General features: G+C 63.8%; 20 protein-coding genes and 4 pseudogenes. 10 read left to right on the top strand and 14 right to left on the bottom strand.

Annotated elements, in window-relative coordinates:
- Positions 1–9: 9 nt before the first annotated feature.
- The 8 genes from narI (at position 10) to NHL60_RS18420 (ending at position 6,862) form a co-directional block, all read left to right on the top strand.
- Positions 10–699, top strand: a complete 690-nt coding sequence (gene narI, locus NHL60_RS18455; RefSeq protein WP_253446849.1) for a respiratory nitrate reductase subunit gamma — start codon at positions 10–12, stop codon at positions 697–699.
- Positions 700–864: 165 nt separating this feature from the next.
- Complete coding sequence (locus tag NHL60_RS18450; RefSeq protein WP_253446846.1) at positions 865–1,686, top strand: peptidylprolyl isomerase; 822 nt, start codon at positions 865–867, stop codon at positions 1,684–1,686.
- Between the two features lie 181 nt (positions 1,687–1,867).
- A complete protein-coding gene (gene moaB, locus NHL60_RS18445; protein ID WP_253446843.1) occupies positions 1,868–2,473 on the top strand; it encodes a molybdenum cofactor biosynthesis protein B in 606 nt (201 codons plus the stop codon).
- Entirely contained in the window at positions 2,470–3,723 is a 1,254-nt protein-coding gene (gene glp, locus NHL60_RS18440) for a gephyrin-like molybdotransferase Glp (protein WP_253446840.1), read from the top strand. The genes moaB and glp overlap by 4 nt, the downstream gene beginning before the upstream one ends.
- The gene (locus tag NHL60_RS18435) at positions 3,683–4,426 is read left to right on the top strand and encodes a Crp/Fnr family transcriptional regulator (protein ID WP_253446837.1); all 744 of its coding nucleotides are present in this window, start codon (positions 3,683–3,685) and stop codon (positions 4,424–4,426) included. Before glp ends, NHL60_RS18435 begins: the two co-directional genes overlap by 41 nt.
- 43 nt (positions 4,427–4,469) lie before the next feature.
- Positions 4,470–4,886 (top strand): putative zinc-binding protein, encoded by a 417-nt coding sequence (locus tag NHL60_RS18430; RefSeq protein WP_253446834.1) that lies wholly within the window; start codon positions 4,470–4,472, stop codon positions 4,884–4,886.
- Positions 4,883–5,872, top strand: coding sequence for a GTP 3',8-cyclase MoaA (gene moaA / locus NHL60_RS18425; RefSeq protein WP_253446831.1), 990 nt, complete (start codon positions 4,883–4,885; stop codon positions 5,870–5,872). Before NHL60_RS18430 ends, moaA begins: the two co-directional genes overlap by 4 nt.
- 15 nt (positions 5,873–5,887) lie before the next feature.
- Positions 5,888–6,862: a GlxA family transcriptional regulator gene (locus NHL60_RS18420; RefSeq protein WP_253446828.1), complete on the top strand. Its 975-nt coding sequence runs from the start codon at positions 5,888–5,890 to the stop codon at positions 6,860–6,862.
- Positions 6,863–6,885: 23 nt separating this feature from the next.
- On the opposite strand, the gene NHL60_RS18415 is transcribed toward NHL60_RS18420, so the two are convergent.
- The 6 genes and pseudogenes from NHL60_RS18415 to NHL60_RS18390 all read right to left on the bottom strand — a co-directional run.
- Positions 6,886–8,499 (bottom strand): BCCT family transporter, encoded by a 1,614-nt coding sequence (locus NHL60_RS18415; RefSeq protein ID WP_253446825.1) that lies wholly within the window; start codon positions 8,497–8,499, stop codon positions 6,886–6,888.
- Positions 8,500–8,664: 165 nt separating this feature from the next.
- A complete protein-coding gene (locus NHL60_RS18410; RefSeq protein WP_253446822.1) occupies positions 8,665–9,120 on the bottom strand; it encodes a thioesterase family protein in 456 nt (151 codons plus the stop codon).
- Positions 9,120–10,076: an L-carnitine dehydrogenase gene (locus tag NHL60_RS18405; RefSeq protein ID WP_253446819.1), complete on the bottom strand. Its 957-nt coding sequence runs from the start codon at positions 10,074–10,076 to the stop codon at positions 9,120–9,122. Before NHL60_RS18405 ends, NHL60_RS18410 begins: the two co-directional genes overlap by 1 nt.
- Positions 10,073–10,993, bottom strand: a complete 921-nt coding sequence (locus tag NHL60_RS18400) for a 3-keto-5-aminohexanoate cleavage protein (protein ID WP_253446815.1) — start codon at positions 10,991–10,993, stop codon at positions 10,073–10,075. Before NHL60_RS18400 ends, NHL60_RS18405 begins: the two co-directional genes overlap by 4 nt.
- 354 nt (positions 10,994–11,347) lie before the next feature.
- Positions 11,348–11,800 carry an META domain-containing protein gene (locus NHL60_RS18395; RefSeq protein WP_253446812.1) on the bottom strand — a complete coding sequence of 151 codons (453 nt, stop codon included), beginning with the start codon at positions 11,798–11,800 and terminating at the stop codon, positions 11,348–11,350.
- A gap of 31 nt (positions 11,801–11,831) precedes the next feature.
- Positions 11,832–12,265: pseudogene (locus NHL60_RS18390) on the bottom strand (transposase); the annotation flags it as partial.
- A gap of 403 nt (positions 12,266–12,668) precedes the next feature.
- On the opposite strand from NHL60_RS18390, the gene NHL60_RS18385 reads away from it, so the two are divergent.
- Positions 12,669–13,439 (top strand): ion transporter, encoded by a 771-nt coding sequence (locus NHL60_RS18385; RefSeq protein ID WP_253446810.1) that lies wholly within the window; start codon positions 12,669–12,671, stop codon positions 13,437–13,439.
- Between the two features lie 331 nt (positions 13,440–13,770).
- On the opposite strand, the gene NHL60_RS18380 is transcribed toward NHL60_RS18385, so the two are convergent.
- The 7 genes and pseudogenes from NHL60_RS18380 to NHL60_RS18360 form a co-directional block, all read right to left on the bottom strand.
- Complete coding sequence (locus NHL60_RS18380; RefSeq protein WP_253446808.1) at positions 13,771–14,823, bottom strand: linear amide C-N hydrolase; 1,053 nt, start codon at positions 14,821–14,823, stop codon at positions 13,771–13,773.
- A 115-nt stretch (positions 14,824–14,938) separates the two neighbouring features.
- Positions 14,939–15,058, bottom strand: a pseudogene (locus tag NHL60_RS19710) (transposase); the annotation flags it as partial.
- Positions 15,059–15,339: 281 nt separating this feature from the next.
- Positions 15,340–17,019: an alpha/beta-hydrolase family protein gene (locus NHL60_RS18375; protein ID WP_253446807.1), complete on the bottom strand. Its 1,680-nt coding sequence runs from the start codon at positions 17,017–17,019 to the stop codon at positions 15,340–15,342.
- 95 nt (positions 17,020–17,114) lie between these two features.
- Positions 17,115–17,429, bottom strand: a complete 315-nt coding sequence (locus NHL60_RS18370; RefSeq protein ID WP_253446805.1) for a hypothetical protein — start codon at positions 17,427–17,429, stop codon at positions 17,115–17,117.
- Positions 17,430–17,530: 101 nt separating this feature from the next.
- A complete protein-coding gene (locus NHL60_RS18365) occupies positions 17,531–17,638 on the bottom strand; it encodes a helix-turn-helix domain-containing protein (protein WP_253452297.1) in 108 nt (35 codons plus the stop codon).
- 70 nt (positions 17,639–17,708) lie between these two features.
- Positions 17,709–17,987, bottom strand: coding sequence for a type II toxin-antitoxin system RelE/ParE family toxin (locus NHL60_RS19705; protein ID WP_367399361.1), 279 nt, complete (start codon positions 17,985–17,987; stop codon positions 17,709–17,711).
- A gap of 394 nt (positions 17,988–18,381) precedes the next feature.
- A pseudogene (locus NHL60_RS18360) lies at positions 18,382–18,981 on the bottom strand (IS3 family transposase); the annotation flags it as partial.
- A 31-nt stretch (positions 18,982–19,012) separates the two neighbouring features.
- Here NHL60_RS18360 and NHL60_RS18355 point away from each other — a divergent pair.
- Positions 19,013–19,279 (top strand): annotated as a pseudogene (locus tag NHL60_RS18355) (L-serine ammonia-lyase, iron-sulfur-dependent, subunit alpha); the annotation flags it as partial.
- Positions 19,280–19,291: 12 nt separating this feature from the next.
- On the opposite strand, the gene NHL60_RS18350 reads toward NHL60_RS18355, so the two are convergent.
- Positions 19,292–20,209, bottom strand: a complete 918-nt coding sequence (locus NHL60_RS18350; RefSeq protein ID WP_253446803.1) for a LysR family transcriptional regulator — start codon at positions 20,207–20,209, stop codon at positions 19,292–19,294.
- Positions 20,210–20,381: the final 172 nt, after the last annotated feature.

Genomic DNA, 20,381 nt, shown 5'->3' with positions numbered 1-20,381 from the left:
AGAATCACCATGTCCGCATTCGGCACCTATCTCGACCACCTGATCTACGGCTACTACCCTTATCTGGTCGGCACCGTGTTCCTGGTCGGCAGCCTGCTGCGCTATGACCACGGCCAGTTCACCTGGAAGACCGGCTCCAGCCAGATGCTGTCGTCGAAGAACATGCGCCTCGGCAGCAACCTCTTCCATATCGGCATCATCGTGATCTTCTTCGGCCACCTGTTCGGCATGCTGACGCCGCACTGGGTCTACTCGCCCTTCCTGCATGCCGGCACCAAGCAGCTGCTGGCCATCGTGGTGGGCGGCATCGCCGGGGCCATGTGCCTGGTGGGTGGCGCCATGCTGCTGCATCGCCGCATCTTCAATCCGCGGGTGCGCGCGTCCTCCAGCACCATGGACACCCTGATCCTCGGGCTGATCGTCTTCCAGGCCTTCCTGGGCATGATCACCATCATCTTCTCGCTGGGCCACATGGACGGCGAGATGATGCTGACCCTCTCCAACTGGGCCCAGGCCATCGTCTTCTTCGGCGGCGGCGCGGCGGCCTACATGGAGAACGTCTCCTGGATCTACAAGCTGCACATCTTCCTGGGGCTGACCATCATCCTGCTCTTCCCCTTCTCGCGCCTGGTCCACGTGTGGAGCGTTCCGTTCGGCTATATCACCCGTCGCTACCAGCTCGTGCGCAAGCGGGGCTGAAACCAGGCTGAAACAGGACCGGGCTTTTCCGGCGACAGGTCTACGAGGGGGCGCTGTGAACCCCTCCCTGGGCGCTACCGATGCCATCCCTGGCATAGGACCCCCTCGATGACCTGTCCCCGGCGCCCTCAAGACTCAGCGCCTGTGCACCAAGGATTTATCACCATGCAGAAGATCGATATCGAGATGATTCCGGGGGGCGCCAGTCCCCCTCCCATCAAGGTCGGCGGGGCCACCATCGAGGAGGCCGCCATCGCCCAGGAGATGCAGTTCCACCCGGCGGATTCCGCCGGCACCGCCCAGCTCAAGGCGGCCCGGGCGCTGGTGGTGCGCGAGCTGCTGCGCCAGCGGGCCGCGGCCCTCGGCCTGCTCGAGGCCTCCGCCGAGGCGCTCGACGAGGGCGATGCCGCCATCGCCGCCCTGCTGGAGCAGGAGCTCGACATTCCCGAGCCCTCCGAGGAGGACTGCCGCCGCTTCCACGCCGCCCACGCCGAGCGATTCAGCGAGCCGACTCGCATGAAGGTGCGCCATATCCTGCTGCCTGCCGCGCCGGACGACGCCGAGGCCCGGGATGCCGGCTACCGCCAGGGCGAGAAGCTGCTCAAGGAGCTCGCGTCCTCGCCCGAGCGCTTCACCGAGTTCGCCATGCGCTTCTCCGCCTGCCCCTCCAAGGAGCAGGGCGGCGAGCTGGGCTGGCTGGCCCCGGGCCAGACCGTCGCCGAGCTGGACCGCGCCCTGCAGCACCTTCCCGAGGGGCTGCACGACCGTCCCCTGGCCTCTCGCTACGGCTGGCACCTGATCGCCATCGACGAGCGCGTCGAGGGCCGCGAGCTGCCCTATGAGCAGGTGGCCGAGCGCGTGCGTCACAGCCTGCGCGAGCAGTCTACCCGCCGCTCCCTGCGCCACTACCTGCTGGTGCTGGAGTCGGAGATCGGCGTCGAGGGCATTGCCCTGGATGACGACAGCGCCAACTCGCTGATGCAGTAGAAATGCCTGCGCAGGCGAATCGCTGCGTTGCGCGGCGCTCGCAATCCTCACCTAGAAACCACTAGGCTCCGGTTGCTGCGCGCCTTGCGCCTTGCGCTTCATCCTTCTCGGCGATTTCTACACCTTGCTGATATTTCTCTTGCTTGCCGCCGCCCGTCCCGCGGGCGGTCAGGAGGACCCCATGGCCCATGTCCACGCCAATACCCCCTTCGCCCCGCTCGGCATCGCCGTGCTGACCGTCTCCGATACCCGAGGGTTCGACGAGGATGGCAGCGGCGACCTGCTGGCCGAGCGCCTCACCGAGTCGGGCCACGCCCTGGTGGAGCGGCGCATCGTGCCGGATGATATCTATCGCGTCCGTGCGGTGGTCTCCAAGTGGGTGGTGCGTGACGACATCCAGGTGGTGCTGGTGAACGGCGGGACCGGCTTCACCCGGCGCGATACCACGCCGGAGGCCCTGATGCCGCTGTTTGACAAGGCCATCGACGGCTATGGCGAACTGTTCCGCCACCTGTCGCTCGAGAGCATCGGCACCTCCACCATCCAGTCCCGGGCCGTGGGCGGGGTGATCGACCGCACCCTGGTGTTCGCCATGCCCGGTTCGCCCAAGGCCTGCGCCACCGCCTGGGACGGCATCCTGGCCGCCCAGCTCGATGCCCGCACCCGGCCCTGCAACTTCGTGGCCATGGTGTTGCCCGAGGCGGCGCGGCGCTGCGCCAGCCGCCAGCCACCTAGTGAGGGTGCCTCGACCGACTCCACGGCGTCGCGTAAGGAGACCGAGTCATGAGCGGCTGCGGATGTGCCGAGGTGGTGACTCCCGGGCTGCTCGACCTCTTCGACGCCCGCGGCCGCATGGTCGCCGCGGCACGCCCCGTCGACGGCATCGAGACGATCGCCCTGGGTGAGGCCTATCGTCGGGTGCTGGCCGAGGATCTCCTCGCGACCCTCGACATGCCCGGAGTCGACAACAGCGCCATGGACGGCTACGCCTTGCGCCTGGCCGAGTTGGGCCCGGAAGGCCTGCCGGTAGCCCTGCGCGTGCCGGCCGGGGCCGGCGTGCTGGAGCTTCCCGAGGGGGGCTGCGCGCGGATCTTCACCGGTGCGCCGCTACCCCTGGGCGCCGATGCGGTGGTCCCCCAGGAGCGGGTGACCCTGGATGCCGAGGGGCGCATGCACGTCGAGGGTGACGTCGCGGAGGGGGCCAATATTCGCCGCTGCGGCGAGGAGACCCGCCGGGGTGCGCTGCTGCTGCCCGCCGGCGCCCGCCTGGACGCCGCGGCCATCGCCCTGCTGGCCAGCCACGGCGTCGGCGAGGTCAAGGTCCTGCAGCGGCTGACCGTTGCGCTGATCTCCACCGGCGACGAACTGATCGAGCCCGGTACCCGTCGGGCACCGGGCCAGGTCTATGACAGCAATCGCGCCATGCTGAGCGCGCTGATGGCTCAGTCCGGCTGCGAGGTGCTCGATCTGGGCGTCATCGCGGACACTCCCCTTGACCTGCATCAGGCCTTTGCCAGGGCCCGTGACGAGGCCGATCTGGTAGTCTGTACGGGCGGCGTTTCGGTAGGAGAAGAGGACCATGTGCGCCCGGTCATCGAGCGGCTGGGCGGCATTGCCTTTCACGGCGTGGGCATCAAGCCCGGCAAGCCCTTCGCCCTTGGCTACCTGGGCGAGTCCCTGCATACCGGCACCCCGCTGATCGCCCTGCCGGGCAATCCCGTGGCCTCGCTGGTGGGTTGGCAGTTCCTGGGGCTGCCCTTCGTGCAGGTGCGCCAGGGCCGCCAGGCGGCACCGCTTCAGCAGTTCCCGGTTGCCGCGGGCTTCTCGCGACGCGGGCCCAAGGGGCGTCGCGAACTGCTCAGGGTGGTACTCGACTGGAGTGCCGGAGCGCCGGTGGCACACCTGGCCGGTGGCCAGGGGTCCCATATGCTGAGCGCGGCAAGTCAGGCCCATGGCTACCTGGTGATAGACGCCAACAAGAATGTGGAGAAAGGCCATGCCTACGGATACTGCCCCACAGCCCAGTTCCTCGACTGAGCTGCTGTTCAATCCGCGCCAGCTGCGCGACCTGGTGCGCGGTGTGCCCTGGCTGACGGGCCTCTCCGATGAAGAGGTGGAAGCCCTGCTGGGTATCGGTGAGCTGTGCACCCTAAAGAGCCGCGAGTGGCTGTTTCGCCAGGACACCCCGGCCGAGTGGCTGCATATCGTGATCAGCGGCACCGTGCGCCTGGTGCGCAGCGCCGGCGACGGCCGCATGGCCACCATTCGCTGCGTGGAGCGCGGCGGCACCCTGGGCGAGCTGAGCATGGTCTCCCGGGAGGGCGTCTACCTATACTCCTCCGAGGCCCTGCGCCGTACCCATGTGCTGTCGATCCCGGCGGCGCACTGCCGGGAGATCCTGGATCGCCAGCCCGAGTGTCGCGCCGAGTTCATGAGCCGCCTGGCACTGGAGCTCACCGATCGCCTCGAGGACCTGGCGCTGCTGACCCAGGGCGATGCCATGTCGCGGCTGGTCAGCTATGTGCTGCGCCAGCTGCCTTCCGGGCGCAGCCGCAGCCCGAAAGTCGTGCGCCTGACGATTCCCAAGCGCTGGCTGGCGGCCCAGCTCGCCATGACCCCCGAGACGCTCTCTCGACTGCTGGCCAAGCTGCGCGACAGCGGCGCCATCAATATCGATCGCCAGCGGCTCACCGTGCTGGATGAGCAGAAGCTGCGCGACTTCATGATGACCGACGACTGACCTCCTTCGGGACGTCGGGCGTATATCGGAATAGGGAGGCACCATGTCCCGAGCCACCAAGAAGCCCCGTACCCTGGTCTACTCCTGCTCCGGCTGCTCCGACGTGGCCCAGCTGGCCAACGACGTGGCGCTGCGCCTGGATCACGGCGGCGTGGCGGAGATGTCCTGCATCGCCGGCGTTGGCGGCGGCGTGCCGGGCCTGGTCCGTACCGCCCGCTCCGGTCGGCCCATCGTGGCCATCGACGGCTGCCAGATGCACTGTGCCAGCCACTGCCTGGCCAATGCCGGCGTCGCCCCCACCGAACACGTGAGGCTCTACGAGCGCGGCCTGCGCAAGCGCCGCGGCCACTTCTATGACGAGGCTACCGTCGCCGAGGTGGCAAGCGACGTGGGCGAACTGATCGCCCGGCTGCCCATGGACGCCGAAGCCGTCGTCGAGCCTGCGAAGGCCCGCGCATGAGCGCCCTCGTCGACGGCTTCGGCCGCACCGTCCGCTACCTGCGCCTCTCGGTCACCGACCGCTGCGACTTCCGCTGCGTCTACTGCATGGCCGAGGAGATGACCTTCCTGCCCCGCGCCCAGGTGCTCACCCTGGAGGAGATGGCCACCCTGTGCCGCGCCTTCGTGGAGCTGGGCGTGGAGAAGATCCGCCTCACCGGCGGCGAGCCCCTGGTCAAGCGCGGCATCGAGACCCTGGTGTCGGAGGTCGGCGCCCTGCCGGGCCTTCGCGACTTCGCCATGACCACCAACGGCGCCGGCCTGGTCAAGCACGCCCGGGCCCTGCGCGAGGGCGGCCTCAAGCGCCTCAACGTCAGCCTCGACACCCTGGACCCGCAGCGTTTCCGCGCCCTGACCCGCACCGGTGACCTGGCCAGGGTGATTGCCGGCATCCGTGCCGCGAGGGAGGCGGGCTTCGAGCGCATCAAGCTCAACGCCGTGATCCTCAAGGGGCGCAACGACGACGAGGTGCTCGACCTGGTCGAGTTTGCGCGCCGGGAGCGGGTGGATATCAGCTTTATCGAGGAGATGCCGCTGGGCCAGGCGATCGGCCACGACCGCGCCTCCACCTTCTGCTCGAGCGACGAGGTGCGCGGGATCATCGAGTCCCGCCATGCCCTGGTGCCCACCACCGAGACGACGCTGGGTCCCTCGCGCTACTACCGCATGGCGGACTCCGAGAGCCGGATCGGCTTTATCTCGCCCCACAGCCACAACTTCTGCGACGCCTGCAACCGGGTGCGCGTTACCGCCGAGGGGCGCCTGCTGCTCTGCCTCGGTAACGAGCACTCCGTGGACCTGCGCGCCGTGCTGCGCCGCCACCCCGGCGACGCCGAGCGCCTCAAGGCCGCCATCGTCGCCGCCATGACGAAGAAGCCAGAGCGCCACCACTTCACCACCGACGGCGACGTCCAGGTGGTGCGCTTCATGAACATGACGGGCGGGTAACGAGAGGCAGGGTGCGTGCGACTGGACTACACAGGGCCTCTGCCCGAACCGGTGGGCTTCCTGCTGCTGCCGCGCTTCTCGATGATGGCCTTCTTCTCGGCCGTTGAGCCGCTGCGCATCGCCAACCGTATCAGCGGTCGGCCGCTGTTCGACTGGACCCTGTTCGGTCTGGATGGGCAGCCGGTCACCGCCAGCAACGGCATGACCCTGATGGTCGACCAGCCGGCGGGCGACGTCCACGCCCTGCCGTCCCTGGCGGTGTGCAGCGGCTTCGCGCCCGAGGCGCACCTGAGCCGGCCGCTGATGGCCTGGTTACACCGCCTGGACCAGGCCGGCTGCGCCCTGGGCGGGCTCGACACCGGTTGCTTCCTGCTCGCCGCCGCGGGGCTGCTCGAGGGCGAGCGGGTCACCCTGCACTGGGAGAGCCTGCCGGCGTTCCGCGAGCGTTTTCCTGCCGTCGAGACCTCCGACGAGCTGTTCGAGCTGGGGCCGCGGCGTTTCTCCTGTGCCGGTGGCGCCGCCGCCATGGACATGGCCCTGGAGGTGATTGCCCGGCGCCACGGCACCCGCCTGGCGGTGGATGTCTCCGAACAGCTGATCCATGACCGGCTGCGCAACCGCAGCGACCAGCAGCGCATGACCCTGGCGCGCCGCCTGGGTACCCATAATCGCCGCCTGGTGCAGGCGGTAGCGCTGATGGAGCGCCATCTCGAGGCGCCGCTGTCCCTCGCCGAGATTGCCCGGCGCTGCGGGATCACCCCGCGCCAGCTGCAGCGGCTCTTTGCCGACACCCTTTCCAGTACGCCCCAGGGCTGGTACCTCGGCCTGCGCCTGGGGCGCGCCTACTACCTGTTGACCGAGACCGACCTCGACGTGTTGGCGGTGAGCCTGGCCTGCGGCTTCGCCTCCGCTTCCAGCTTCTCCCGCGCCTTCAAGGAGCGCTACGGCCAGCCGCCGCGCGAGATACGGCGGCGGGCCGGCAGCGGCTAGGGGCGGAACACCGCCAGGTCGGCCTACCGCTCGTTCAGGCGGCGCCGCCGTCTGGCGTCGAGGCTCTCGCGGAACAGCGAGAGCAGCACGCCGGCGGTCATCACCAGGATCACCACGCTCAGCGGCAGGGCGGCGGCGATCAGCGCCGTCTGCAGGGCGGTGAGGCCGCCGGCCACCAGCAGCACCGCGGCGACCAGGCCGATCACCACGCCCCAGAAGACCCGGAAGCGCGCCGGCGGCTCCTCGTCGCCCAGCGACAGGATGGTGGTCAGCACCAGGGTGCCGGAGTCCGAGGAGGTGACGAACCAGCTCATCAGCAGGAACACCATCATCGCCGAGAGCAGCCAGCCGAAGGCGCCGGTGCCGACGATGCCGTCGGCGGTGGCGAACAGCGCCGCCGGCAGCTGCCAGGCGTTGACCAGTTCGATGATGCCGGCGCTGCCCGGGCCGCCCGCGGCGTGGAGCTCCTGATACATGGCGTTTCCGCCGAAGATGATCAGCCAGACGAAGATGATCAGGGTGGGAACCAGCAGCACCCCCAGCACGAATTCACGCAGGGTGCGCCCCTTGGAGATGCGCGCGATGAAGAGCCCCACGAAGGGCGCCCAGGCGAGCCACCAGCCCCAGTAGAAGATGGTCCAGCCCTGCTGCCACTCGGCGGTGCCCGGCTCGTCGGCGTGCCACAGCCCCATGGGGATGAAGTTGATGGCGTAGTCGAGCAGGGTCTCGCCGAAGGCCATGATCAGCCACAGGGTGGGGCCGCCGACCAGGAAGATGCCTACCACGGCCAGCGAGACCCAGACGTTCATCTCCGAGATCACGCGAATGCCCCGGCGCACGCCGGTGACCGCCGAGAAGATGGAGATAGCCGAGATCCCGGCGATCAGCAGCAGCTGGGTCGAGAGGCCCGAGCCGACGCCCACCAGGCGCTCCAGGCCCACCGCCATCTGACTGACGCCCAGGCCCAGGGAGGTGGCCACGCCGAAGACGCAGCCGAGCACGCCGAGGATATCGAAGAGGTGGCCGAGGGGGCCGAAGATGCGATCGCCCACGAAGGGGTAGAGCGCCGAGCGCAGCGCCAGGGGCAGCCCCTTGCGGTAGGCGAAGTAGGCCAGCGACATGCCGACGATCACGTAGATCGCCCAGCCGTGCAGCCCCCAGTGAAAGAGCGTGACGCGCAGCGCATCGATGGCCCGCTCGTGGCCGATGGCGGTGGCGCCGGCCATGTCGGCATGGGGGTTGTTGGGATAGCCGAAGGCGCCGGTGTCATCCAGGTAGAAGACCGGCTCGGCGACGCCGAAGAAGAGAATGCCGATGCCGATACCCGCCGAGAGCAGCATGGCCAGCCAGGCGAAGTTGCTGAATTCGGGGCGGCTGTCGTCGGGTCCGAGGCGCACGCTGCCGTAGCGGCTGAAGACGATGAAGGCGCAGACCGCCAGCAGCAGCATCACCGTGACCAGGTAGTAGCCGCTGAAGGTGGTCTCGATCCAGGTGCGTGCCGTGCCGAACAGGTTGCCGGCCGTCTCCGAGCCGAGCCCGGTGAAGAGTACGAAGAGCAGCACCAGGCCGCCGCTGGTCAGCGTCATGCCCTTGTGCATGCCCTGAAAGACGCCGCCCTGAGCGAGCTCGGTCACCATGTAGTCGGTGTTGAGTTCGGCTCTGGGCGAAGCGTTGCTGGGCGGCGATGAGGGGCGGTGGGGGGGAGTTGGCGTAGCGATGTTCTTGTCCTCCTTGGCCGGGCGTCGGGCCGGCAGTCCCGGTGGGCCGCCCGCGGTGGCGGGCGGTCCGGCGTTGCTGCGCTGTCAGCGCCGAATGGCGATGGTGCGCCCGGCGAGCTCCGGCCAGGCGCCCGTCTCGGCCTGGGGCAGGGCGGTGATCGCCTCGGCCACCGGCGCCGGGAAGGCGTCGGGCCGGCCGCTCTCCTGGTTCATGCCCATCAGCATCTGCTCGCTGGTGGCCAGCAGGTTGCCCTCAGCGTCGTTGAGCGCGAAGAAGACGTGCAGCCGCTTGGCGTCGCGGTCCAGCAGGGTCAGCGCCACGCTCAGCGGCTCCCCCTCGTGGGCCTCCCGGCGGTAGCAGAGGTGGGTCTCCAGGGTGTAGAGCGTATAGCCGTGACGGGCACGCCCCTCGGCATCGAGGCCGATATGCTCCATCAGCGCCTCTACCGCCAGGGAGAAGACCCGGGCGTACTCGGCGTCATTCATGTGGCCGTTGTAGTCGACCCACTCCGGGGCGACGCGGGTAGCGAGGATCTCCATCAGATGCGCCCCTCCAGGCCCTCGGCCTCGGGCCAGTACTTCTGGACCAGGTCGAGCAGCTCCACCAGGAAGTCGTCCCGACGGCGGTCCAGCTCGGCCACCGGGCGCCCGGAGGCCTGATGCTCGCACCCCTCGACCACCCGGTCGATCAGCTCCTCGGTGAGCTCCGGGGCCTCGAGCTTGGTCCAGGGGAGCTTCAGGGCGGGGCCGAACTGCTCGAGCATATGGCGCATGCCCGCCTCGCCGCCGGCGAGGTGGAAGGTCAGGAAGGTGCCCATCAGCGACCAGCGCAGGCCGCAGCCGTAGACCACGGCGGCGTCCACCTCCTCGGTGGTCGCCACGCCGTCGTTGACCAGGTGCAGGGCCTCGCGCCACAGCGCCTCCATCAGCCGGTCGGCGATATGCCCCTCGATCTCCCGGCGCACCACCAGGGGGCGCATCTCGAGCTCCCGGTAGAGCGCCGCGGCGCGCTCGACCTCGGCTGGCTTGGTGGCCTCGCCGCCGACCAGCTCCACCAGCGGCAGCAGGTAGACCGGGTTGAAGGGGTGGGCGACGAGCACCCGCCCGGGCGCCTTGGCGCAGTCCCGCTGCAGGTCGCTGGGCTTGAAGCCGGACGTCGAGGAGCCGATCAGCACCTCCGGCGCCGCGGCGGCGTCCAGGGCGGCGAGGATCTCGCGCTTGAGGTCCAGGTGCTCCGGCACGTTCTCCTGGATGAGATCGGCGCCGGCCACGGCCGCCTCCAGGCTATCCACGAAGGTGAGCCGGGCGGGGCTGGCCCCCTCGGCCAGGCCCTGGCGCGTCAGCGAGGCCCAGGCGTTGTCGACGAAGGCGCGGGTGCGTGCCGGGGCCTCCGGGGCCGGGTCGAAGGCCACCACGTCCCAGCCCCGGGCCAGGGCCCTGGCGATCCAGCCGTTGCCGATCACCCCGGTACCGATCACGGAGAGCTTGCGGCTCATGCCTCACCTCCTGCGCGCTTCGCTACCGGCTGGACGCTCTGCGGGTCGCGCAGCCCCAGGTGGGCGCGGGTCTCGGCGGGGGTCATGACCCGGGCGCCGAGGTTCTCGATCAGGGTGGCGGCATGCTCCACCAGCTGGGCATTGGTGGCCAGGGTGCCCTTCTTCAGATAGAGGTTGTCCTCCAGGCCGACCCGGGCGTGGCCGCCCAGCAGCACCGCCTGGGCGGCCATGGGCATCTGGTGGCGGCCGATGCCGAAGGCGGCCCAGTGGGCGCTTGCCGGCAGCTTGTTGCGCATGGCCAGCAGGGTCTCGGTGTCCGCCTCGGCGCCCCAGGGGATGCCCAGGCAGAGCTGGTAGAGGGGGGCGCCGTCGATCAGCCCCTCCTGCTGCAGCTGGCGGGCGAACCAGACGTGGCCCAGATCGAAGCACTCCAGCTCCGGCTTGACGCCGGCGGCCTGCACCAGGCGGGCGTGCTCGCGCAGCCAGTCGGCGGGGTTCACGTAGACCATGTCGCCGAAGTTGAGGCTGCCGCAGTCCAGGGTGCAGAGCTCGGGCAAGAGCTCATCCACCGGCGCGTGGCGCTCGGCCGGGGTCTGGATATCGGTACCCGGCCCGCCGCGGGTGGGGTCCTCGGCGTCGGGGATCCAGTCGCCGCCGCCGCCGGCGGTGATGTTCATGACGATATCCACCTCCGCCTCGCGCACGCGCTCCATCACCTCGCGGAAGTGGTCGAGCGAATGGCTGACGGCGCCGGTGTCGGGGTCGCGCACGTGGATGTGTGCCACGCTGGCCCCGGCCTTGGCGGCGGCGATGCAGTCGTCGGCGATCTGCTTCGGCGTGACCGGCACATGGGGGCTCTTGGCGGTGGTGTCGCCGGCGCCGGTGACGGCGCAGGTGAGGATGACGTTGCGGTTCATGGTCGGCTCCTGAGGAACGGATGGCTGATGTCAGGAGCAGTGTGGGGGAGGAGGCGCGAAGGGAATTTTCGTGGTGCGACTTTTTATGTGCGAAATGCGACGTCTGGGTGGCGAGGGCGGCGGCCTCCGCTCAGCGCGTTAGCGATCAGGTGGTGCGCGCGAACCTGGGGGCGTGGGTCATGTATGCCCTGGCATCTGCCCTGCTCATGGCGGCCCGCTTGCCGCCGGTCGCACGCAGGCTGCCAAGGTTGCGTCAGCGACTCGCCAGCGCCGATTAAGACAAGGGCACCCGACGCGACACAGCGCCGCTCCGGGGGCCCGAGATCGAAGGCGATGCTTCCAGGGCTATTCGGTTCAGTAGAGGTGCACCGCCTTGAAGCGGACACGTGCCTCGCCCTCACCATCGACGAGCGTCAGGCTTTCGCCCTCGACTTGCCAACTGGCGACGTCGCCTAGGGCATCGAGAAATTCGCGTTCGAACTCCATTACGTCGCCGGGACACGCCATCATGGTGGTGGCCAGCTGACCAAAGCTCAGCTGGTCGCCATCAAGTTCGTACCCCCCCATCATGCGGTTGCAGCCGGTGGAGCCAGCCAGTCGAGCCTCCTCAGCGTGCAGCACCAGGTGCGCCTCGCGTGTCTCGGTGACGGCCACCGCCTGACGCTCGCCCACTGTCACCAGCTTCCAGTAAGTATTTTCCAGCGGTTCATCGCCGGCACCTCCACCGGGGGTCGCGTCAAGCCCGGCACAGCCGGTCAAGACCATCGTGCTGACCAGCAGGGCTAAAAGAGCAAATTTCTGTTTCATAGGATCATTCCAGCGCCATTTAGAAGCCTTATCAGACCACTCGGTGGGAATTATCGTCAAATCTGGTGGATGGCGGACAGGTTGCATTCCTGCCTGACCGATCGGTTACCTGCTCTCCATCCTGGAACTTGACGTTGCTGACGACCAGCTCCAGCTTCTGGAAGTGCTTGATGCGCCTCCAGTGCTTCTGAGCGCTCTGGAGCAGCTTTAAGACCATCGCCAGGGTCGTCGCCCGGGCCGGCTACGCTTGGTCCTCAGCCGGACCGTGGCGAAGGTCGATTCGATCGGTTGGGTAGTGCGAATATGCACCTAGTGCTCTGCCGGGTAGTCGTGAAACGCGAGCAACTTGTCCCGATCCTTGACCAGGCACGCCAACGCCTTGGGGTATTTGGCCTCGAAGCGTTTCACCGTGCGATCAAAGGCCTTGTGTGCCTCGCCGCGGGTCTCGGCCACCCAGATGTCATGAACCCGGCTTATTCACGGGGCCGGCCTGAAAACGAAGATGGCGGATGGTATTCTCTCGTGGAATTAGTGCGTTCCGCCAAGAACCTGATCCAAGAAAGCCATCCACTATGGGCGAAAGCGTATCTCCCTGGATTCCGTCATGCAACGGGTCCATCCGCGTTGAGCTCGACGGCTGTCAATGGCCATCAGAACTGACCCCCAGGCGGGAGTGCTGCCAAATGGTTGGAGCCGATAATTCAGTGCCGCGGGCGGTGGCGGCGAAGGAGGCCTCCAGATTGCTAGATACAAAGACCTGGCGAGTCTCTTGGGTACCTCGAAAAACCTTTCGAGGTACCCTCTTGTTAGAGGTGCCTTCTCGTTAATTGTGACCGCCGGCACCCTCATTGATTGGATACGGGAGTTCATGAACTTGAAAGATATACGCAAGCGGGTTGCCGCTTCGCTCGACCCGGAGCTGACAAGGGAGCAAGGGCTGTCGCGCACCAACGCCGCGATCGTGGTTCTCATCGCGCTATCGGTGCTGTTCTCGATTCTGGAGACGGAGCCGCTGTTCAAAGAAAGCCGAGAAACCTGGTTTTTCTACGTCCAGACGGTACTGGTGGTGGTCTTCGTGATCGAGTATCTGGCGCGACTGTGGAGCAGTACGGAAAATCCTCGTTATGACAGCGTGCTTCATTACGCTATCCGACCCGCCTCGCTGTTGGATCTGGCCTGTATCGTCCTGATTCTGATGGCGGAGTTTGGCGCGGGCGGATTTATCCTCCGTCTGGCCCGACTGCTGGGTGTCTTGCGTATCGCCCGGCTTGGCAGGTTTTCCTCGGCGATGGAGCTGCTGGGCAAGGCGCTGTCGGCGCGAAAGTTCGAGCTAATGCTTAGCGCGGGGGCCGCGCTGATGCTCTTGATCATCTCATCCACGGTGCTGTACTTGCTGGAGGCTAGTGTGCAGCCGGATCATTTCGGCAGCATTCCACGGTCCATGTGGTGGGCCGTGCAGACCATTACGACGCTTGGCTATGGTGATGTGTATCCGATTACCAATATGGGTCGGTTTTTCGCGTCACTGACGGCAATTTCGGGCGTTGGCCTGGTCGCCATGCCCGCTGGCATCATCGCCGGAGCAGTCAGCGAGGCGATACAGGAGACGCGCAGCATGAAAGAAAAGGGTGTTTCATAACAGGCTGGCAAGCGCGATCGCCAATGCGGTGCCTCGAAAACCGTTCGAGACGCCCTCGCCGCGATGCTGACGGCGAGCATGCCCGCCAACGGTGGCATGGCCCCCGTTGGTGGGTTCACCCCCCCGCCGGCATCGGCCAGAGGGCTGGCCTCCCACAAAACAACGCGGGCTCTGGCGCAACGGTTGGCCGCAGTGCGTGGGGTTTGGCATGCCTTTCGCTACAGCCGGGCAGATTTGCCCGTGGGCAACGTAGAGGGTTGGCGCACCTTGGTGCCATGTGCCGCGCACCGATCTGGTGAACGCCGCCGCCATCCCGCCGTGATCGTGGTGATTACAGTCCCTGGAACCTGAATGGTTCCGTTGGCTTGAAGTATTTCAGTGCGTTGCCCGCATAGACCTCGTCGTCATCCAGCTTCAGTTTGCCAACCGGTTGGTCAGCGTCGAAGTCGACCTGCTTCAGGTCAACCCAGACGGTGTTTGGCGTGAGCACGTTTTCAAAGTAGTAGACCAGGTTCTTCTGATCGGAGACCACGCGCCAGCGTGTACTGGAAATGTGTGGCTGGTCCTCGTTGCTGATGCCATAGGGAACCGAGACATTGCGGACCACGCTCATGACGCTGGCCGCCGCCGTGCGTGGGTCACTGGTTTGTGGGATCGCGTCGATATAATAGCTGGCCCGCACGAAACGGTCGGAGGCTCGATTGGTGCCTGGCAGGAAAATGGTACCCGGGATCTGCTGCCAGTAGTTCTTGATCGCCAGCTGGTCTTCGTAGGTTGGGTCATTGGTGACCACTTGGTAGCTGGCGTCGTGGTGAATCACCAGATTACCTTCGATGTATTCCAGGATGGCACTGTCGCCGTCCGCGTCCGACAGGGCCAGGTGTACTGTGGTGAACCTGTCGGTGCCGGGAATGACATCCGAGACCACCACGAATTCTTCCTTTTCGAAAGCCGCTACGGCCTCCGCCACGGTCGCGAAGTTGTCTAGCGCATACTGGGCCCAGGCCGCCACGGTCAGCCCCGGTGTGTCGCCGCTTGGGTCAAAGGGGGGATACGTCGAGGCCGTCAGCCACAACAGATTGGCCACCAGACCCCGTTCGTTCATACCATCCGGCGATGCGATGTCCCAGGAACTGGCTACGATGCTCCCGTATCGGGATGTCCAGCTGATCGAGTTGGGGCCTGCCTCGCCATGGCGCTCCATGCCTCGGGGGAACAACCAGAGATTGGCCGGGATGTCGATGGTGAAATCCATCGACCTGCCGGTGATGATGGTTTGCTCTGGTCCCTGGTAAACCACACGGGTACAGGCTTCGGCATGGGTACTTGCTGTGGTGGTGGCGAGCAACAAGGCGGCGAGCAGTGCGGTTCGTTTTGTTCTCATGACGGATCCTGTTGAGTTTGGGTGAGTTCTCGCGGGGCGTGCCGTCCCGGTGGAGTTTCAAGGTTAGAAGTATGGCTATTGCCGTGTAGCCAAGCAATAGCCCGGCCATCTTCCGCCAGTTGTACAGCGTGGTTGCCGAGATACCTTCTTCCTCGGCCACCTCCGCTATGGTGCGGTTGTGCGGCGGGAGCAGTTTTTTGAGGATGGATTCCCGGCGCCCGTCGGAGTACTTCATGGGAGCCTCGTCTCGCCCCTCCAGGGTTCAGAGTCTAATAGCCGCTGAGGTTCCAACTAGCTTGACAGTGGGGGAGTCGAGAGCCATCAAGCGGCGGCCTCGCCCCCACTGGTTATTGCAAATGCCCCACCACGAATCACGTGAACAGATCCGGCAACACGGTCATCCGAAAGATCTTAAGTAAGTGCCATTCTAACCTTACCCCAATTTCGCACGGATAACCCACATGCCAGAAGTTTGCATGGAAATTGCTCCCCTGAACTGCGGCCGCTATTTCAGGCTCATCCGCCCCGATGCTCGTAGCCATCCGCATCCGAGGCCCTCAAATGCAGATGCCTTTTAAGTTCATCAATTTTTTCAGAACTCCAGTTTTCAACTCCTGTGACTTTCAGCCAGGCATCCAGATAATGATCTGGCGCGTATACATGGCCATACCCTATCGGCACACTATCAGATAGCGGCATATCGACCAGTAATTGAAGCATGCTGACAACCGGATACCATCTCAGTAGAGGAGAAACATCAGGACCTATTGGATCCTTCATCCAATCGGATTCTCTGTAGAGCAGGTTTTTGTCAAAGAACGTGATCGCATCACTAGCATACTGCAAGTAGACAATGCGAACATTGCCCCAAGATGCAATATTGCCCTCAGGGATGCCATTCTGGTTCATGAATCGGACAAATCGTCCACCCTGATACACCGGTAACCACTCGGTCGAACCTGCGTCTCGGCTTGCGGTGATTGTCCGCCATGTCTCGCTTGGAAAAGGCGTTCCACTCCAGACAGCGCCGTCGATGGGATCTTCGAGAAGATCAAGGAAAGTAATGGATCGCTGAGAGTTGAACGCACCCAGGCTGAGCCCATGCAGGTAAAGCTTGGGTCTCTGGTCGGCAGGGAGTTTCTTCCAATAGCTATAGATGGTTCGAAAAAGGCTTTGTGATGATTCAAGGCCGTTTTCTGACTGGAATACCAACGACATTGGGCTGTTCAAATAAGAGTACTGCAAAGCGACACTGGCAGTATCGCCATCATATAAGTATTCCAAGCCATCGATCGCAGACGGATCGACCCAGCCTGTACCTGTGGGCGTGATGACAACAAGGGCGGCGCGATCAAATGCGTTCAGCTCAATGAGTTCATCAAGCAAGAGCTGTGAGCGCTCGTCGGGTGTCTCCGCGACTCGCAGACCAGCATACAGACGTATGGGTTCAACTGCGGTTCTTTGAGTGATTTTGTTGATATCTTCTGCTGTAGGACCCGATGCAACAAACTCTCTTCCTGCTCGACCCAGTTTTGGCCATTCCAGCCGTGAAGACGGATTGCCGGCGCGCTCTACGATTGAAGGCTGCGGTCGATCTGGTTCGTGTAATGCGTCGAGTTCCGCAAAGGACCTGTCTAAGAGACGGAAAGCATGCTCAATCAAGAGACCATTTGCGAGTGTCGTAACGACCATGAGCGTCACCGCTGCACCAGCGATGATTGAGACTCTTCGTGGGAGAAACCTATCAAGCCTGTTTGCTACGGTCCGCCCAAGCGCGATGATTCCACGCGCCAAAAGCAACAGGAAGCCGAAGGTCAGAATGGCTATGATGCTGACGCTTACAGGGTAGGCGCTGTCCACCGGCTCCATATTCAAGGCCCCGCGAACGGAGTTCTGCCAACCCGAAGAATTATACAGTCCAATGATTGTTGCAGTTAATATGAGTGCGGACAGAATCAATCTTGTGGGCTTTAGAATGCTCTCATGAAGCGGCGGCAATTGTAAGTAGCGCCACGTAGCAACAAGAAAAACGCCAATGCCGTATCCTGCGCTGAATGCCACCCCTCCAAGGATGCCCTGTACTTCGAAGCTGCGCGGGATGAGGCTAGGAGTTAGCGAGGCGGAAAAGAACAAAGCGCCAATTACAATTCCAGCTCCGCAAAAATGGCGCCGAAATACAGAATAAATACGATCCATTAATGGCCTCGCTGATCGGGTTGGTTGCGAAGAAAATAATACTCAAATTCGAGAGAAATGAAAATCATTCTACTGATTCATTGCCGACGGGAAGCCTAGTAAGCAGGAAGACCGAATCCAAGGCGATTTTTAGCACCGAACTGATGATGATATCTCAGCCGGATCGAGGCGGGTACTTCGCCAAACCGAAAATCATAACCAACCAGCACACCCACATGTCTCAGGCTCAAATTAAGCTCAGTTTTGGGGCGGCGGCGCGAGCGCGCCTCTGTGAGGGCGCTAAAAGCCAATAGGGAGGGGGTTTTTGAGGTGCCTCTCAGCAGCTTAATCAATTTGGACCTGACCCTGATTTTTTCTAATTTTTTATGCCCTGTGCCCGACTTTTGATGCAGCACTCCATGGGCGAACATTCTTCAGTTGATCCTCAAAGGCTTCTTCCGCAATCTTCAGTGTCGTAGGCAGCCGGAGATCGTAGTCAATAGCCATTGGAAAAGCCAAAGAAGCGACAAAGTCAAAGGTCCGTGTCTGCGGTTATCGAACGCTTCCCAGCAACAATCTGGCCTATTCTCTGAGCAGGCACCCCAATTTCTTTAGCCACACGGTATTGAGAGATACCCATCGGCTCAGGAAGCTCTTCCTTCAGTAACTCTCCTGGCATTATAGCTTTTATATTGCGCATGACTTATATCCTAATGGTGATCAACAATTCCAGCATCTTCCGCACCAGCCCTGGTCCAGCGGAAGCAAACCCAGAGCTTCCTGTTGACTCGAATGTTGTGCTGGCCTTGGCAGTCACAGTCACCATGCAACGGCTCCAACATATTCCCGGGCGGTATTTCAAGATCATCCAGCTGACGTGCAGCCTGGAGTTGCCGAAGCTTTCTTAAGGCAGCGCGCTCGAAATTGACAAAGCATCTGCCGCGGCGACCGTTTGCCAGCTTATCGATATCCTTGCACTTAAACGATATGATCGTTGATTAATGATGGCGCAGTGCGTTAATAACGTCAAGCGCTAATGCGCAAAGTGGCTCGGGGGAAGGGCTTGACTGTTATGCAACAAAGCTGACGTATTCAAATACGCCAGCTCTTCCGCAACTTGTTGATTTTCAATAGACTGCCTCGCTGAAAGCATTTCCATGGCATCCGGTGACCGGCGGCACAGGCCGTCTGTCTGGTTGGGAATGTGTATCTGAGGGTGGGGGGTCGGGCACAATTTCTCATCCGTGTAGTGGTTTTTTTGTGAATTTAATCGGTTTGCGCGGGCGGTACAATGGAGCGCGGCATTCGTTTGTCCCCGGTGTGGCTGTTCAGTACTGACGGGTACCCAAGAAATGATCTTACCCAGCATTGGTGGACACCGTTCTAAGCGATCATTCGGGCCTCGAAGGCCTCCGGGCTGATCATCCCAATCGCACTGTGCCGGCGCTGCCGGTTGTAGTCCAGTTCAATGTACTCGAACACCTGCCGTCGCATGGCCTCCAGCGTTTCGAATCGCTCACCGTGGATGGCCTCGATCTTGAGGCTGTGAAAGAAGCTCTCGGCACAGGCATTGTCATAGCAGTTACCCTTGGCGCTCATGCTGCACTGGAGCTCGTGGCGGGTCAGCAGCGACTGATACAGCGTCGAACAATACTGGTTGCCGCGATCGGAGTGAACTATCACGCCCTTGGGCATCTTGCGGCTCCACAGGGCCATCTGCAGGGCATCACCCACCAGGTCGGCGGTCATCCGCTCGCTCATTGCCCAGCCGATGACCTTGCGCGAGTACAAGTCGATCAGCACCGCTAGATAGAGCCAGCCTTCACCCGTCGCGAGGTAGGTGATGTCGCCAACCCATTTTTGGTTGGGTGCCTCCGCAGTAAAGTCCTGTTTCAGGGGGTTGGGCGCCACGGGCAGCCCATGCCGTGAGTTCGTGGTGGCCTTGTACTTACGAGCCGCCTTGGCCCGGAGGTTCTGGCGCCGCTTCCGCGCCATTGATGGGGGCTGCGTGGGCCAGGTGGAGAACGCCGCCGAGATCGGCCTGGAGCACAACCTTGGGCTGACCTGCGACCCGGTGGGCGGCCTAGTGCAGGAGCCCTGCATCGAGCACAACGCCATCGCTTCGGTAAACGCCGCCCAGATGGCGCTGCGCGGCGACGGCGAGCACTTCATCTCCCTGAACAAGGTGGTCCGCACCATGCGCGACACCGGCGCCGACATGCAGGCGAAGTACAAGGAGACCTCGGTGGGAGTCCTCGCCGTCAACGCCATCGAGTGCTGAGTCTGCTGTCTATCACTGCACCAGCTTGGCCAGCTCCTCCAGATAGCACTCCAGCACCAGGTTGGGCGGTGCGCCCTTGCGTGTGATGGCGCTGTAGTGAGTGCAGTAACGCCACCTCTCAGGGCGCAGGGCGCGCATGCGCCCATCGCGGACCCAGCCTTCGGCGTAGTGGGTCGGCAGATAGCCGATAAAACGGCCGGAGAGGATCAGGAAGGCGATGCCTTCGCGGTCGCTGGCCGAGGCGGCCTCCTTCAGCGGTTCATGAACTTCCTTGATCTCGGAGGTCTGGGCATAGGCCGGGACCACGGCATCGTAGTCGGACAGCGTCGCCTCGTCGATGCTCTCCACATCGAACAGCGCATGTTCATTGGAGCAGTAGAGGCGTGACTCCTCGGCGTAGAGCGAGAGGTAATGCAGCCCCGGTAGCACCTTGAGATCGGGAATTACTCCGGTGTGGAGGCGACCGTCGAGCACTGCCATCTCGATATCGCTGGGGGGGATCATGCGAATGTTAATGCGCACCTCGGGGCCGTGTTCCTTGAGCGCGCTGAGTGCATCTGTGATATGCATCTGGGGCATCGTTACCAGATTGTCGGTGATGCCGATATTGAGCTCGCCCTTGAGCTGGGCATGCAGGCCGTTGACTCGAGTACGAAACCCCTCCACAGCGGCGAGCAGCTGAAGAGTCGATTCGTAGACCTCTGTACCCTCGTTGGTCAGGGCGAAGCCGCTGCGTCCGCGCTGACAGAGGCGCAGGCCAAGCCGTGTCTCCAGGTCGTTCATCGCCATGCTGATGGCAGCGCGGCTGATGCCTAGTGCCACCTCAGCGGCAGAAAACCCCCCGCACTCCACCACCTTGCGATAGATCCGCAGGAGTCTTAGATCGGTGTCCCCGAGCTGTCCCATGGGGGTGCTCCTGCGCTGTGCCATCGTGCGCCTCCTCTGGCTGTCGTGCCCCACAGCCGTGCTGTGGTGGGTATGCGGCTGGCGGAATTTAAGTTAACCAATCGCTTGCATGAGATTAAATACCTTGTGGTTTAAGTAATGCAAACAAAGGGCTAGCTTGAACCTTGTACCCAGGTCGATGCCGGTCGCGATACCG

This window comes from Halomonas sp. Y3, from assembly GCF_024137965.1.
Taxonomy (GTDB): domain Bacteria; phylum Pseudomonadota; class Gammaproteobacteria; order Pseudomonadales; family Halomonadaceae; genus Halomonas; species Halomonas mongoliensis.
This window is presented reverse-complemented; position numbering and strand designations above follow the sequence as displayed.